14 protein-coding genes are annotated in these 15923 nt (G+C 29.1%); all 14 read right to left on the bottom strand.

Going from position 1 to position 15923, the window contains the following annotated elements:
- Positions 1-81 precede the first annotated feature (81 nt).
- The 14 genes from yqeB to spoIIE all read right to left on the bottom strand — a co-directional run bounded on the left by yqeB (position 82) and on the right by spoIIE (position 15881).
- Complete coding sequence (gene yqeB / locus KGF41_RS16780) at positions 82-897, bottom strand: selenium-dependent molybdenum cofactor biosynthesis protein YqeB (RefSeq protein WP_227842866.1); 816 nt, start codon at positions 895-897, stop codon at positions 82-84.
- 291 nt (positions 898-1188) lie between these two features.
- The gene (gene upp / locus KGF41_RS16775) at positions 1189-1818 is read right to left on the bottom strand and encodes a uracil phosphoribosyltransferase (protein ID WP_227829082.1); all 630 of its coding nucleotides are present in this window, start codon (positions 1816-1818) and stop codon (positions 1189-1191) included.
- 35 nt (positions 1819-1853) lie between these two features.
- Positions 1854-2306, bottom strand: coding sequence for a ribose 5-phosphate isomerase B (gene rpiB / locus KGF41_RS16770; RefSeq protein WP_227829083.1), 453 nt, complete (start codon positions 2304-2306; stop codon positions 1854-1856).
- A gap of 16 nt (positions 2307-2322) precedes the next feature.
- On the bottom strand, positions 2323-2772 hold the full coding sequence (locus tag KGF41_RS16765; RefSeq protein WP_227829084.1) for a low molecular weight protein arginine phosphatase: 450 nt from the start codon (positions 2770-2772) through the stop codon (positions 2323-2325).
- 16 nt (positions 2773-2788) lie between these two features.
- Positions 2789-3829, bottom strand: coding sequence for an L-threonylcarbamoyladenylate synthase (locus KGF41_RS16760; protein ID WP_227857000.1), 1041 nt, complete (start codon positions 3827-3829; stop codon positions 2789-2791).
- 28 nt (positions 3830-3857) lie between these two features.
- Positions 3858-4538: a ZIP family metal transporter gene (locus tag KGF41_RS16755; RefSeq protein ID WP_227829086.1), complete on the bottom strand. Its 681-nt coding sequence runs from the start codon at positions 4536-4538 to the stop codon at positions 3858-3860.
- A 128-nt stretch (positions 4539-4666) separates the two neighbouring features.
- Positions 4667-5731, bottom strand: coding sequence for a peptide chain release factor 1 (prfA, locus tag KGF41_RS16750; protein ID WP_227829087.1), 1065 nt, complete (start codon positions 5729-5731; stop codon positions 4667-4669).
- Between the two features lie 43 nt (positions 5732-5774).
- Positions 5775-6626 (bottom strand): peptide chain release factor N(5)-glutamine methyltransferase, encoded by an 852-nt coding sequence (gene prmC / locus KGF41_RS16745; RefSeq protein ID WP_227829088.1) that lies wholly within the window; start codon positions 6624-6626, stop codon positions 5775-5777.
- A 17-nt stretch (positions 6627-6643) separates the two neighbouring features.
- Complete coding sequence (locus KGF41_RS16740) at positions 6644-7537, bottom strand: DUF1385 domain-containing protein (RefSeq protein ID WP_227842868.1); 894 nt, start codon at positions 7535-7537, stop codon at positions 6644-6646.
- A gap of 144 nt (positions 7538-7681) precedes the next feature.
- Complete coding sequence (gene rpmE / locus KGF41_RS16735) at positions 7682-7882, bottom strand: 50S ribosomal protein L31 (protein ID WP_003421397.1); 201 nt, start codon at positions 7880-7882, stop codon at positions 7682-7684.
- Positions 7883-8033: 151 nt separating this feature from the next.
- Positions 8034-9686, bottom strand: coding sequence for a transcription termination factor Rho (rho, locus tag KGF41_RS16730; RefSeq protein WP_227850622.1), 1653 nt, complete (start codon positions 9684-9686; stop codon positions 8034-8036).
- A gap of 499 nt (positions 9687-10185) precedes the next feature.
- Entirely contained in the window at positions 10186-11151 is a 966-nt protein-coding gene (galU, locus tag KGF41_RS16725; RefSeq protein ID WP_227829091.1) for a UTP--glucose-1-phosphate uridylyltransferase GalU, read from the bottom strand.
- Positions 11152-11268: 117 nt separating this feature from the next.
- Positions 11269-13158: an oligoendopeptidase F gene (gene pepF, locus KGF41_RS16720; protein WP_227829092.1), complete on the bottom strand. Its 1890-nt coding sequence runs from the start codon at positions 13156-13158 to the stop codon at positions 11269-11271.
- Positions 13159-13508: 350 nt separating this feature from the next.
- Positions 13509-15881: a stage II sporulation protein E gene (spoIIE, locus tag KGF41_RS16715; RefSeq protein ID WP_227842871.1), complete on the bottom strand. Its 2373-nt coding sequence runs from the start codon at positions 15879-15881 to the stop codon at positions 13509-13511.
- Positions 15882-15923: the final 42 nt, after the last annotated feature.

Here is a 15923-nt window from a genome sequence, read left to right as displayed (position 1 = left end):
ATACCCGTTATATGCTCTCCTTAATCTATTAAATTTATTATATCACCTTAATGAAATATTAATAGTCTTATTTATTATAAATTAATTTATTGGATAGATTCCATTTTTTAATATGGCTTCTAAAACTCCTCCAGCTATACATCTAGCTTTATCTGATATCGTAAAAGCATTCTTGACTTCCTCTTTTCTAGGGTCTATGTCTAATATTTTTAAATTTTTATTTACTTTCGCTCCATCTTTTAGTAATCCTCTAAGAACTCCAGATATTGTTGCTCTAATTTCATATTTTTTTCCATAATCATTAATATAACAAAGTAAATCACCCTTTTCAACTATATCGCCTATCTTACATACATTTTCTATTATTCCACTATGTTCTGAGTGCATTACTCTTTCTTTGGAAATCCCTTTTATTGCACCTGGTATTCCTGTATTTTTTTCAGCTCTACCACTAGTTATTATTCTTCCTAGATTATGACCTCTCATTGTCTCTATGACCACATCAACATCTTCTCCTGCACAAAATCCAGGCCCTAAAGCTATTGTAAGTGGAGCCATATCTTTAGTTGTACCCAAATTTTTTTTGGCTAATATTCCGTCAATCAAAACAACTGGATTTATCTTAGATAATTTTTCCCCTTTTGGGTCTACAATAAGTGCTACTTTATCTTGAGATAACGTTTTTTCGATTTCGTCTTCGTTTTTACAAAGTTTACACTCTACACCTTCAATAGTAACTTCTTTTTCATAGACAGCCTCACAAAAAGAAACCTGTCTTCGTATAGCTAAAGGCTCTTCTATTTCTAATGCAACCACTTTAAAACCACTATTGTGTAATTTATATATAACTGCTGTTGCTAAATCTCCAGCTCCTCTTACTACTATACAATTTGTCATGTATTATCACTCCCAATAATATCATTAATATTTTAATTTAAACTCAATTAATACATATCAATTTAATCGTAAGCAACTAACATGCCATATTTTAAGTTATTAATAAGTTATAAACTCGTGTAAAATAGCCATTCTTTTTTAATTGGTAAAAGCTTTTTATTCTCAATTCGAGAAATTTATCAATTCAAGAATTCTTATTCTGAGAAAATACATATAAAAAGGAACTTCCTTATATTAAATAATTTTTACTATATAAGAAAGTTCCCAATAAATATTTATAGTTATTAATTTTTATTTAGTTCCAAATAATCTGTCTCCAGCATCACCAAGACCAGGAATTATATATCCATGTTCATTTAATTTTTCATCAATTGATGCAACATATATATCAACATCATCATGATATTTTTGTACTTCTTGTATTCCTTCTGGAGCAGCTACTAAATTAGCTAATTTTATACTTTTAGCTCCTTTAGATTTAAGTAAATCTATTGCTGCAACAGCAGAACCTCCTGTAGCAAGCATAGGGTCAACTACTATTATATCTCTTTCTCCTATGTCTTGAGGAAGTTTACAATAATATTCAACTGGTTTTAATGTTTCTGGGTCTCTATATAATCCTACATGACCAACTTTTGCTGCTGGCATTAAACTTACTAATCCATCTACCATTCCAAGCCCTGCTCTTAAAATTGGAATTATAGCTAATTTTTTACCTGCAACAACTTTAGATGATGTTTTTTGAATAGGCGTCTCTATTTCTATATCTTTTAATGGTATATCTTTTGTTATTTCGTATCCCATTAACATTGCAATTTCAGTTAAAAGTTCTCTGAAATCCTTAGAACCAGTATTTTTATCTCTCATTAAAGTTAATTTATGTTGTATTAATGGATGGTTTGTCTCTACCACTTTACTCATTTTGATAATTCCTCCTGATAAAACTGTAATTTTTATTATTTATTGTGTTTTTCTTCTATTGCTTTAATCATATTTACTCTTCTAGCATGTCTATCACCTTCAAAATCTGTGCTAATCCAAGCCTCAACTATTTCAAGTGCTAAACCTTTACCTAAAACTCTTTCACCTAATGACAACATATTTGCATCATTATGTGCTTTTGACATTTTTGCAGAAAATACATCTGACACAACTGCACATCTTATTCCAGGAACTTTATTGGCAGCTAGAGATATACCTATCCCTGTACCACAGCATAATATTCCATAATCTACCTCTTTATCTATAACTGCATTTGCAACTATTTCTCCATAAGCAGGATAATCAACAGAATCTGTAGCATTATTAGTTCCATAATCTACACATTCAATACCTTTTCTTTCTAAATAGTTTATTATCTCTTTTTTTAAATTATATCCTCCATGGTCACAGCCTAATCCTATTTTCATTTCTTTATCCTCCATTTTATATATTTTTTACTATTTTGTTGACAGAATATATTATTTCTTTCATAGTATCTCTATAAGTATCCAAACTTCCACCAAATGGGTCAGATATATCTGACTCATCCTGATTTGCGAACCCTTTAAAAGTATACACTTTTTCTTTGCATTTTGGAACTGCTTGGACTAAAATTTCTTTATGAGATTTAGTCATTGTTAGTATAATATCTGATTTATCTATTAAATCTTTAGTGATTACTCTACTTTTATGCTTTGATAAATCTATTCCAAGTTCTTTTAAAGCTTCTATAGAGTTTTTAGAAGCATCCATACCATTCACTGTAGATATACCTGCTGAAGATATACAATATTCTTCAATATTTTTTCCAGACTCTTCAATAACTTTCTTTAATATAACTTCAGCCATGGGACTTCTACAAGTATTTCCTGTGCATACAATAAGTATATTCATATTTCACAACTCCCTTTTAAGCTTTTATTACTTTATATCCTGCTGACTTAAGTAATCTATTCATAATTGCTTGTCCAACACCACTCTTAGGAAATTCCTCTGAATATATGACATCTATACCTTTTTTATCCATTTCTATTAGAGCATCAAACAAATTACTTGCTACTTCCTCAAGAGTACTTCCCAAATCTATTACTTCTCCATTATAAAACTCTTTATTTCTACTAATACACATTACACCTGTTTTTAGACCTTTTTCTTTATTAGATTTTATCATATCATTAATCTTTGTTGCTACATTTTCTCTTTTTCCAGATATAATATATACATCTGCATTTGGTGAATAATGCTTGTATTTCATTCCTGGAGCCTTGGCTTTTTGATTATCTTCTTTTTTACTTAATGATGGGTCAAGCCTTACTTCGCCAAGAAGTTCTTCTAAAACTTCTTTAGTTATACTTCCAGGTCTTAATATCATAGGAATCTCACCTGTAAGGTCTAATACAGTCGATTCCAATCCAAAGTTACTATCTCCTCCTAAAACTATTCCATCAACTCTTCCATTCATTTCTTCATATACATGTTTCGCTTTTGTTGGAGATGGTCTCCCTGATATATTTGCAGAAGGAGCTGCAATAGGTACACCTGCTTCTTTTATTATTGCCCTGGCAATAATATGAGAAGGCATTCTTATTGCAACTGTATCAAGCCCTCCACTAGTTCTATATGGAATTATATCTTTTTTATTTAGTATTATGGTTATAGGCCCTGGCCAAAGCTTTTCCATAACAAGCTTAGCTTTATTACTTATATCTTTAGCTAAATCACAAACTTCTTCTTTTTCATAAATATGGACTATAAGCGGATTATCACTAGGTCTTCCTTTAGCTTCATAAATCTTCTTTACTGCACTTTCATCTAATGCATTTGCACCTAATCCATACACTGTCTCAGTTGGAAAAATAACCGTTTTACCTTCTCTAAGAAGTTTTGATTGTATTTTTATTTCCTCATAATCAATATTATTTATATCAATATTACTTATAATAGTCTTCATCTTTCGTATGCCTGCTTTCATTTTAATTTTAGATATAGTTTACAATTATTGTACCTAACAAAAAACCAACTATACAATACACACTTTTTGAATGTGGAAAAATTTCTTCCAATACAACATACATCATTGTACCTCCTGCTGTAGCAAGAAATACACCTATAAGAGAAGTAAACACTCCTCCAAAATAAACACCTAAAAAACTTCCTAGACCCATAGGTAATCCAGCTATTATTGTAAATAAAATAACTTTACTCATCCTCATTTTATTACATACCAGACCCAATGCCATAGCTAACCCTTCTGGTATATTATGTAGACCTATTACTATAGCAAGAGTGATACCTAAACTTTCAGTTGACATAAAAGAAGAACCAATAGCTAATCCTTCTGGTAAATTATGTAGTAATATACTTATGAATATAAGATATCCAGATGCCATGCTTCCAGATACATCCAATCTTGTTTTTATGTACATAGTTATGAGAGCTCCAACAAATGTAAATATAACTGTATTGATTACTCCCATTTTATCCATAGATTCTTTCATCAAATCAAATACTACTACAGCCAACATTATTCCGCCAGATAATCCCATAAAGAAATTTAGGTATTTATCAACTTCTCTTTTGAAGATAGCTGATATGACTCCCCCTAATCCTGTCCCTATAACACCTGCCAAAAGTCCAATCATCGTTACTTTTAGTATCATATAACCCTCCTGTACTTGTATATAACAATTATATACAGTAGAATATGATAACATGACCTAAAATGCAAAATAGCTGTTTCAAAATAGAAAATAATTTCTAGAAAGAAACAGCTCTTTTAAAACATTCCTTATATTGCAGTCATTTTTTCTGTTTGGTCAACAGTAATTAAAGCGTCTATCATTTCATCTATATCCCCATCTAAGAATGCATCTAGCTTATATAAAGTTAAATTTATTCTATGGTCACTTATTCTACCTTGAGGGAAATTATATGTTCTTATTCTTTCTGATCTGTCACCAGTTCCGACTTGGCTTTTTCTTTCTGCTGCTATATCTTTGTGTTGTTCTGCCAATGCTTTATCGTAAAGTCTAGCTTTTAATATTTTTAAAGCTTGCTCTTTATTTTTTAATTGTGATTTTCCATCTTGGCAAGATACTACTTCACCTGTAGGTATGTGTGTTACCCTAACAGCAGAGTCAGTAGTATTGACACTTTGCCCTCCATTACCTGAAGAACGGAAAACGTCTATTCTTAAGTCATTTGGATTTATGTCAACTTCTACATCTTCAACTTCTGGTAATACTGCAACAGTAGAAGTTGATGTGTGTATTCTTCCACCAGATTCAGTTGATGGTATCCTTTGAACTCTATGAACTCCAGATTCATACTTTAATCTTGAGTAAGCTCCTTTACCTTTTATCATAAAAGATACTTCTTTATATCCACCCACTCCAGTATCACTAGCACTTAATAATTCTATTTTCCATCTTCTTCTCTCAGCATATCTCGAATACATTCTAAATAAATCACCTGCAAATAGAGCTGCTTCATCTCCTCCAGCTCCACCTCTAATTTCAACTATAACGTTCTTATCATCGTTAGGGTCTTTAGGTAATAGTAGTATTTTTATTTCTTCTTCTATTGGAGTTACTTTTTCTTCCATTTCAGATAACTCCATTTTTGCTAATTCTCTTAACTCTTCGTCTGACTCTTCTTGTAAAATTTCTTTTGATTCCTTTATACTATCTAAAACACTTTTATACTCTCTGTATTTCATGACAATAGGCTCTAAGTCAGCATGTTCTTTTATATACTTTTGCCAAACTTTTTGATCATTTATTACATCAGGATCACCTATTTTTTCACTTAAGTCTTTATATGTATCTTCCAATACCTCTAATTTTTTTAACATACTTTCACCTCGATTAAATGTAACATATCAATTGTTGATTATATCATATATTGTAGCCTATAACAACTCTATCAATGCCTTGTATATCCTTCTTTGTATATATTTGTTTATATCCATTACTTTTCATAATATTAATTACATCTTCAGCTTGATTATGACCAACTTCATATGCTAATATTCCACATTCATTTAAATATTTCTTTCCTTGTTCTGTTATTTTTCTATAAAAATCCAATCCATCTTCTCCACCCTCAAGCGCATTATATGGCTCATAATCCTTAACTTGTGTGTGTAATGTTTCTATATCTTGCTTTTTTATATATGGTGGATTTGAAACTATAATATCAAATTTTATATTACTATCATTTAATGCTGTAAATAAATCTGATTTGATGTACTCTATTTTTTCATCAACTTCATTTATAATAGCATTTTTCTTTCCTATTTCTAGAGCTATTTCTGATATATCAAAAGATGTCACATTGGAATTTTCAATGTATTTTGCTAAACTGACTGTAATAGCACCTGAACCAGTACCTATATCTAGTATGCTTACATTTTTTCCATCTTTACATATTTCAATTATTTCTTCTACTAAAGTTTCTGTATCTGGTCTTGGGATTAATACTCCTTCCTTAACAAAGAAATCTAGCCCCATAAACTCTCTCTTTTCAACTATATATGCTATTGGTCTTCCATTTATTCTTTCTTCTGCAAAACCTATAAATTTTGTTTTCTGTTCTTCAGCTAATTCCTTATTTAGATTTAAGTGAATATACAATCTATCAACATCACCTAATGCTTTTTGTAATAACAATTCTGTATCTAGTCTTGGAGTATCACTTATATCTTTAAATTCCTCTGAATATTTAATAATTATATCTTTTATCGTCATAATAAATACCCTTTTCTTTAATCTACTACTGCCTTTAATGCTTCTAAAGCTACTTCTAACTGCTCATCATCAGGCTCTTTAGTTGTAAAGTATTGCAACATCATACCTGGATATGCAATAATCTTAGTGAATCCATTGTCATATCTTCCAAGAATTCTAATTACTTCATAAGATAATCCTGCTACTATAGGAACACATATGATTCTCATAAATATCCTAAGTATTGGATTTGGCCAACCAAAAAATGCAAACAATATTATTGATACAGCCATAACTATAAATAAAAAATTTGTACCACATCTAGGATGAAGCCTTTTAAATTTTCTAGCATTTTCTACTGTAAGTTCCAAATTATTTTCATAACAATATATAGATTTATGCTCTGCACCATGATATTGAAATACTCTTTCTATATCCTTACTTCTAGAAATTAATACTATATATGCAAATAATATAACTATCCTTATAATACCTTCTATTAAATTGAGCATAAAATCACTAGGTATTACCTTAGAAAAAGCCCCTCCTACTAGTGTAGGTATAAAAATAAATAAACCAGCAGAAAGTATCATCGCTATAACCAAGGAAAAGACTATAAGTATATCATTTGCCTTGTCTTTAAAAATCTTCTTCATAAATAAATCAAATTTGTCCTCTTCAGCTTCTTCCATAAAGAACTCTGAAGAAAAGTTCAAACTCTTTATTCCTTGAATCATTGTATCTATCATAACAAAAGAACCTCTAATAAAAGGTATCTTATCTATATTCTTATCTCTTACCCAACTTTTTATTCTATCTTCTTTTAAGGCTATTTCTCCGTCACTTTTTCTAACAGCTACAGCTCTTTTATCTTTTGATTGCATCATTACACCTTCAATAACAGCTTGACCACCTACAGATTGTTTTCCCATCCACTCACCTCATTCAATTGCATTTTAAATACTTGATTTAACATATTTATTATTATAATACAAAAAGACAATTTAAAGTAGAATATGAATCTTTTTTTGTAATAAAATAGGAGTTGGCTTCCTCCAACTCCATTTTTATAAAAATTAGTCCATTTTGAATCTTTTTTTGAATTTGTCGATTCTTCCACCTTTTTCTATGTTCTTTTGTTTTCCTGTATAGAATGGATGGCACTCTGAACATATTTCAACTTTTATTTCGTCCTTAGTTGAACCAGCAACAAATGTGTTCCCACAAGCACAACGCACTTCAACTGGATTGTATTTTGGTTGTATTTCCTTTTGCATTATAGTCACCTCTTCTCTTTATTTAAAAAAATTAATTATATTAACTTTCTTTTTACATTATCAACTACATTATTATAGCACAACTTATTATGCCATTCAAGTGATTTTTCTATTACTTTATATAATCTATTTTTACAATTATTCCTTGATTTTACAAACTCTTTATCGATTTTACAAATTCTTTATTGTCTTTAGTTCTTTTTATAAGTTCAATGACTTTATCTGTAATTTCCATCACTGAATTATTACTCATTTCTCTTCTTAATCTCCAAAGAGCTGTTTTTTCTTCATCATCAAGCAATAAGTCATCTCTTCTTGTCCCAGACTTATAAATATCAATTGCAGGGAATATCCTTTTTTCAGCTAATTTTCTATCTAAATGTAATTCCATATTTCCTGTACCTTTAAATTCCTCGAAAATTACATCATCCATTCTAGAGCCAGTTTCAACTAGTGCTGTTCCTAGTATTGTCAAAGAACCACCTTGTCTTATATTTCTGGCAGCTCCAAAGAATTTTTTAGGTCCATGAAGTGCACCAGGGTCAATACCTCCAGATAAAGTTCTACCTGTAGGAGATATTGTAAGGTTATATGCTCTTGCAAGTCTAGTTATACTGTCTAGTAAGATTACTACATCTTTACCGTGTTCAACTAGTCTTTGAGCTCTATTTAATACCATTTCTGCAACCTTAACATGATGACTTGATACTTGGTCAAAAGTAGAATATATAACATCTCCTTCAATAGACTCCTTCATATCAGTAACTTCCTCTGGTCTTTCATCTATAAGAAGGACTATAAGTTCAACATTTGGATGGTTTTTAGCTATACTGTTTGCGACACTTTTTAAAAGAATTGTTTTCCCAGCTTTTGGAGGTGCAACTATCAATCCTCTTTGTCCTTTACCTATAGGAGAAATTAAATCTATAATTCTTGTAGCTATCTCATTTCTATTTGTTTCCAGTGTAAGTCGTTCTTCTGGAAAGATTGGTGTCAATGTCTCAAATGCATTTCTTTGTATAGCTGTATCAGGGTTCTCATCATTTATCTTTTGAACATATAAAAGTGCTCTAAACTTTTCTCCACTTTTTGGATGTCTAGTTATACCCTTAATCTTATCTCCTGTTTTCATATTAAATCTTCTTATTTGAGATGGTGAAACATATACATCTCCTTCAGTAGATAAATAATTTGAGCCTCTTAAAAAACCAAATCCATCTGGTAAAATCTCAAGTACACCGACTACTTCATCTTCCTTTGATGTGTTAAATTCATCTACTATCTTAGATTCATCTACTTGTTTAGGCATATAATAGTTTTTATTATTATTTCTGACCATTCTATTACATGTATTTGATGCCTTATTGTAATCATTTGTACTTGATGTCTTATTGTAATCATTTGTACTTGATGTCTTATTATAATCATTTTTTTGGTTTCTGTTATCTTGGCTTTGGGAAATATTCTGATTATCTATTTCTTTTTTGTTATATGATTTGGCAGGGCTCTTATATTCAACTTCTTTTTCTATGCTTTCGTTCTCTATATTTTCTTTTCTATTTTTCATGTCTTCTTTTATATTTTCATTTTTATCTTTATCTTTAATTTCTTCATTTGCTTTTATCTCATTTGTTTTTACTTCATTCTTGCTCTTAGAATTTATAATCTCAATTAGCTCATTTTTCTTATATGTAGTAATTGATTTTATTTTTAATTCTTTTGCTATTTCTCGTAGTTCAACTAATGTTTTACTACCCAATCCTTCTAATACTTTATCATCTAAAATCAAAAAAATCCTCCTCATCTATATATTCATTTATATATATACTTTTTTTGGAAATTGAAGGCATGAAAAAGAAAAGTTTTATTCAAACAGTTAAGTCTAATAATATCACTATTTATACATTATGGTCAATAAATAAAATTTAAAACATTATTATCCATTATATTTATTATATCTCAAGTCCAATCTTAGCACGCTTCTATAAATTTATCACTATATTTATATCTTATAATAATATTTTCCCTTAAAATATGCAACTGTTATAAAAATTATTTTTTATCTTTATAAATTCTAAAAACCATATATAACTAGAATTCTGTAAATTTTTGACTACATCAAGTTATATATGGTTTTTATATTTATGTATACCACAGTAGTTATTTATTTCTATAACATAGCTGCAATCATACTTAAAACAGCTGTTATACTTGTTAATACAAGAACACCCACAATCCCAACAGCTATTATTCTATTAATCTTTTTTTGACCTGATTTTGCCACACTACATCACCTTTCCTAATTATTTTTGAATTTCGAGTTCCTTAATTTCACAAATCTTATTTGAATCTATTTCTTCATTTGTATTATTGTATAACACATTGACATCTTTATCAAATTCATTACAAACATGTCTTAGATACTTAATAAAATCTTCCTTAAGGTCTTCTTTCTTTAGAGCAAAATCGACAGTCGCTTCTAAAAATCCTAATTTATCACCAACATCATATCTCTTACCCTCAAAGTTATATGCATACATGGCTTCCTTTTTAGATAATACTTTTAAAGCATCTGTAAGTTGTACTTCTCCACCTTTGCCTGGAGGTAAATCCTTAAGGATATCAAATATTTCGGGAGTTATTATATACCTACCTAAAATAGCTATATTTGAAGGTGCCTTCCCTGATTCTGGTTTTTCTACCATATCTTTTACTTTATAAACCCTGCCCTCTATATTTTTAGCTTCTATTATACCATATTTATTAGTATCTTCTGGATTCACTTTTTGCACACCTAATATTGTAGTTCTATACTCTTCATATGCGTCTGTTAATTGTTTTAAACAAGGCACATCATTGTCTACAATGTCATCTCCTAGCATTACAGCAAAAGGCTCATCACCTATAAAGTGTCTAGCACAATAAATCGCATCTCCCAGTCCTTTTGGTTCTTTCTGTCTTATATAATGTATATTAATCATGTTAGATATGTTTTGTACTATTTCTAACAACTCTTTTTTACCTTTTTTTTCTAAATCAAGTTCTAATTCTACAGATTTATCAAAGTGGTCTTCAATAGATTTTTTATTTCTGCCTGTTATTATTAGTATTTCCTCTATTCCTGAAGCTACAGCCTCTTCTATTATGTATTGTAGAGTTGGTTTATCAACTATTGGTAACATTTCTTTTGGTTGTGCCTTTGTCGCTGGCAAAAATCTAGTACCTAAACCTGCTGCTGGTATTACAGCTTTTTTAACTTTAACTTGCATAGAATCATCTCCCACTAATTAATAGATAAAAAGTCCTATTATATAATAGGACTTTAAACTTTTAGTATATTTTAACATTAATTCGATATATTTTCCATGTGGATTATAATAAATCTTTTATAATAGCTTTTCAAGTTCTGCTACTAAGCTGTCAAATTTTTTTATTGTATTTTCTATAGGTTTTGTATTAGTTAAATTTATCCCACTTCCTTTTAATAAGTCTATTGGATAATCTGAGCTTCCTTTTTTAAGAAAATTTATATAATTATCTGAGCCATTTTTTAGTATATCTTGGGCGAAACTCACTCCTGCACTACAACCTGTAGCATATTTATAGACATAAAAACTATTATAAAAATGTGGGATTCTTGCCCATCCGACCTTAGATAATTGGTCTAATTCATAGTTTTGCCCATAATACTTCTTAAGAAGTTGTCCCCAAGCATCGTTTAACACTAATGCATTTACACTTTTTCCTTTTTCTACTAATTCATGTATAGTTTTTTCAAATTCAGCATACATAGTTTGTGTATAAAGAGTATCCTTTATTAAGTCTAGATATTGTGTTATATAATAGGCTTTCTCTCCATTACTTTTAGATTCTCTTATAAGCATCTCATAAAGCAATGCCTCATTAGTAGTAGACGCAACTTCATGAGTAAATATAGATGGATTTGAATTAAAATAATTTTGATTCTTAGAACTTAAATATTCATATACAGCATGACCTAATTCATGTGATAAAGTTGAAACTGAGCCTAATGAATTATTATAATTTAAAAGTATATATGGATGATTTTCATAGACAGATAAGCAATATCCACCACTTACTTTATTTTCATGTGAATAAACATCTATCCATTTTTCATTAAACGCTTTGTATACCACATCATTGTATTCTTTTCCCAAAGGTGATAATGCTGAATATACTATACTTTGTGCCTTTTCATAGTTGATATTACTATCAACAGCTTTAACTATAGGTACAGACATATCATATGAGTGAACCTTATCCAACTTTAAGACTTTTTTTCTTAAGTCTATATATTTGTGTAAACTATCCATATTACTGTTTACAGTTCTTATTAAATTATTGTATACTTTTTCATCTACATTATCAGATTCTAAATACATTTCTAAAGACGACTCATAACCTCTTTCCTGAGAATAAAATATATTCTTTTTAACTTGGCCAGTAATCAAGCCCGCAATTGTATTTATATTATCATTATAAGTAATGAGTTCATCTTGATAAGCTTTTTTTCTATTTTCTCTATCTGGAGATTCCAATTCACTTGCATATTGAGCTGGTGTCAGATTAGTTTTTCTATCCATATTTCTAAATAATTCATATACTTGACTTGGAAGACTACTTATTGAAGACACTTTACTTAGAATATCTTCTGATTTATCATCCAAATAATGTACTTTATTTCTTCTTATATCTCTTAAATATACACCATATTTTCTATTTATATTTTTATTTGAAATAATCTTCTTATAATCTCTATTTGATAATTTTAATATCTCTAACTCTAAATCTGAGCAAATCCCCATATAGTCTCCATAAGATTTACCCATACTATCACTCATATCTAAATATTTATATGAATTTTTATTAGTATCTTGTTTTAATTTTACATAGGCAGAAAGTTTATTTAATCTTATATCAAGTTTCTCTTTGATATCTAACGCAAAAGACAAATGCGTTGGTGACTTTGTAACTTTACCTATGTAATTTTTAAGTTCTTTTGTATCTTTATTAAAACTCTTAAGTTCTTTTTTCCATTGGTCATCACTTTTAAATAGAGACTGTAAATTCCAACATGTTTTTTCATAATCTATTTCTTGTTTTTTTTCAGCATCATCTTCAGTATCATTATTCATGACAGTAATTGCTCTATCATTATTTTTTTGATATCCTTGGTCAGCTTTTATACTTATTATTAACATGCAAAAAATAGAGATAAATAAAGGTATTATTGCTTTGCACAATTTCCTATTCATAAAAAGCCATCCTTTCAATAAGTTTACTTAATAATAGGATGGCTTTTTTTAGATATATTATTCAATTATTCATACTATATAAATAAATATCGAATTAATAGTTATCCACATAATAATCAACATATTCACAGGCTTTACTTGCTTAGAAATTTAGTTATTTCAACATGAATCTCTTTTGATAATAGCTTTTATTTTTTATTTTTTTACATTTTATTAACATTTATGCCATACTTATCAACAAATTTTGTTGATTTATACGTTTTTTTTGTTAATAACTTTACTTTTTTCAAAAGTCTATTAACATATTATACACAAGTTATCCACATATTATACACAGAAATTTATAAATTTTATTTTGTACATATTTTTGTAACTAGAACAGTCATGTCATCTTCGATTTGTAACGCTTGTAACTCCAATGCTCTATCTAATATTAAATTTGAAATTTCCTTTGGATTAGTAGTTTCTATGTTTTTTAAGAAATATATTAACCAATTATCGCCTAAATTGTTATTTCTTCCTGCATCTACAATTCCATCAGAAACCATTATAACATAGTCACCTTCCTTAACTTTTACATTTTTTCTATCAATCTTTACATCTGATAATATACCAACAGGTAAAGATGATGATGATATTAAATCAACTTCTCCATCCTCTCTTTTTATATAGGTAGAACATGCTCCCATCTTTATAGTTTCTAAACAACCTCGTTTTAAATCTAAAATACCTAAATCGAGAGTTGAAAACATTTCTTCTGAAGACTTTAATAACAACATATTATTTATAGTATCTATGACTATTTCATCTTTAATCTTTGCATCTATCATTTTTTCTAGTATATCAATAGTAGCAGAAGACTCTTCATAAGCTTTTTTACCCTTTCCCATACCGTCGCTTATAGCCATCATATATTTACCATCATTTATCTCCATATATGTGTAATTATCTCCACAAAGGATATGTCCATCCCTAGACATTGCTGAAACTTCTGTAACAGCCTTATATTTTTGAGACTTAACAAATGTTGCTTTACATTTACCTCCTAAACAGTGACATCCTATTTTTCTAACAGACATATTCTCTCCTACTAGGTCTGAAATTATATCTACAATTTTATTTTCACACATGCAACCATCGTTACAAGTCTTCTTTTCTATTGATATTTCAAATTCGCTGTTACTCTTTGTTAAGTAACTTACTTTATCAACAGTTATATCATATCTCTCTAATTGTTCATATATATTTTTTTCTTTCTCTATATCCAACATTATATCGCCCTCTAAGTCCTGAGACAGCGATTTAATTGATTTTGAAATACTTCTTATCTGGTTTGCTATTAATTTTCTACTTTCTGAAAACTTCACACTCCAATCATAATCTAATACAAACATTTTATAATAGTGATTTGATATTTTCACTATTGATTCTGGCTTCATACATTCCTTTCTAAAATTTTTAGGTATATCGTTTACACTTAATTCTCCTTTCTCTTCAATTTTTTCAAGAATATTATATATCATAGTGTATGTATGATTAAATCTTGATTCCCAACACATTCTTCTCATACTACAACTTTTACATTCATCATTATGAATCATATCTATTACATTCGCTATGTCTCTTTGGTCTAACACTTTATCCTTTTCTCTTATCTTATCAAATGTATCTGCAAGGTCATCATAAGTTTTATATATACTATTTAATCGACTATTCGTTAAGTTTTTGCTTCTCATAATATAATCGTATACAATTTCATTTGAAGCTACATTACTTTTTATTAATTTTTCAATCTTATTGAATAATCTTTCTGGCAACACAAGCACTATCAAACACCCTAACAATATATCTCTTAGTTGCATCATGTTTGAAGTAATACCAGAAGTATATAGGTATATTATTGTCCAACTTAGAATATATCCTAATATACAGAAATATTTGTTTATCTTATTAAATGCACCACTTATTAATCCTGAAAAAGAATATATACCCATATAAATAGCTGATGTCATATTATTTAAAATAGATGCCACACCAATAATTACACCACTAGATGCTCCCATAGTAGCTCCACCTACTATTGAGGTCAGTAATATCAATACAGTTGACAAAATGGTCCTTATCGATATTCCAAACAAAGATATATCTCCTATCCCCATTATACTAAAGGTTAGCAGTAAACTTATTGATATGGCTTCTTCTGTCCGTACAGACATCCTATTGTTGACATTGGCCATTAAACCTATACCATAAGAAAATACATATATAGATATAAACATTATTATTGCTTCTACACCTGCAACAAGCAGATTATATACACACCTATCTGAAAAGAAAGCTTGTCCCATGGAAATTGGAAGTAATACTACTGCACCTATAAACGCCATTTTGGCAATTGAATCTAATAGTTTTAGTTTCTTATTTAATGCCATAAATATTGTAAGGCACACAGCATATTTTGCTACATTTCCAAAATCATTGAATGATAACAATATTCCTATTAATGTTGATATAAATACAGGTATCTTATACTTATCAATCTTTGATGCACATATAAAAAAGGCAATTCCTAAAGGAGCTACAGAGTCTACTATAATAGACCTACTAAGTAAAAATCCCATTACGGCGAATGCCACCGTAGTAAAATCAATATATCCGCTTATTAATTTTATGACATTTGGTTTTACAGTTTTGTTCTTTACAACTGCTACACTTCTTTGCATAAAAAAACCTCCTCTTTTGTTTATATTAAGAATTGTAACAAA

Origin of the sequence: Clostridioides sp. ZZV14-6150, from assembly GCF_020657875.1 — a bacterium.
GTDB lineage: Bacteria > Bacillota > Clostridia > Peptostreptococcales > Peptostreptococcaceae > Clostridioides.
The sequence above is the reverse complement of the archived record's forward strand: the minus strand, read 5'-3'. Positions and strand labels throughout refer to the sequence as shown.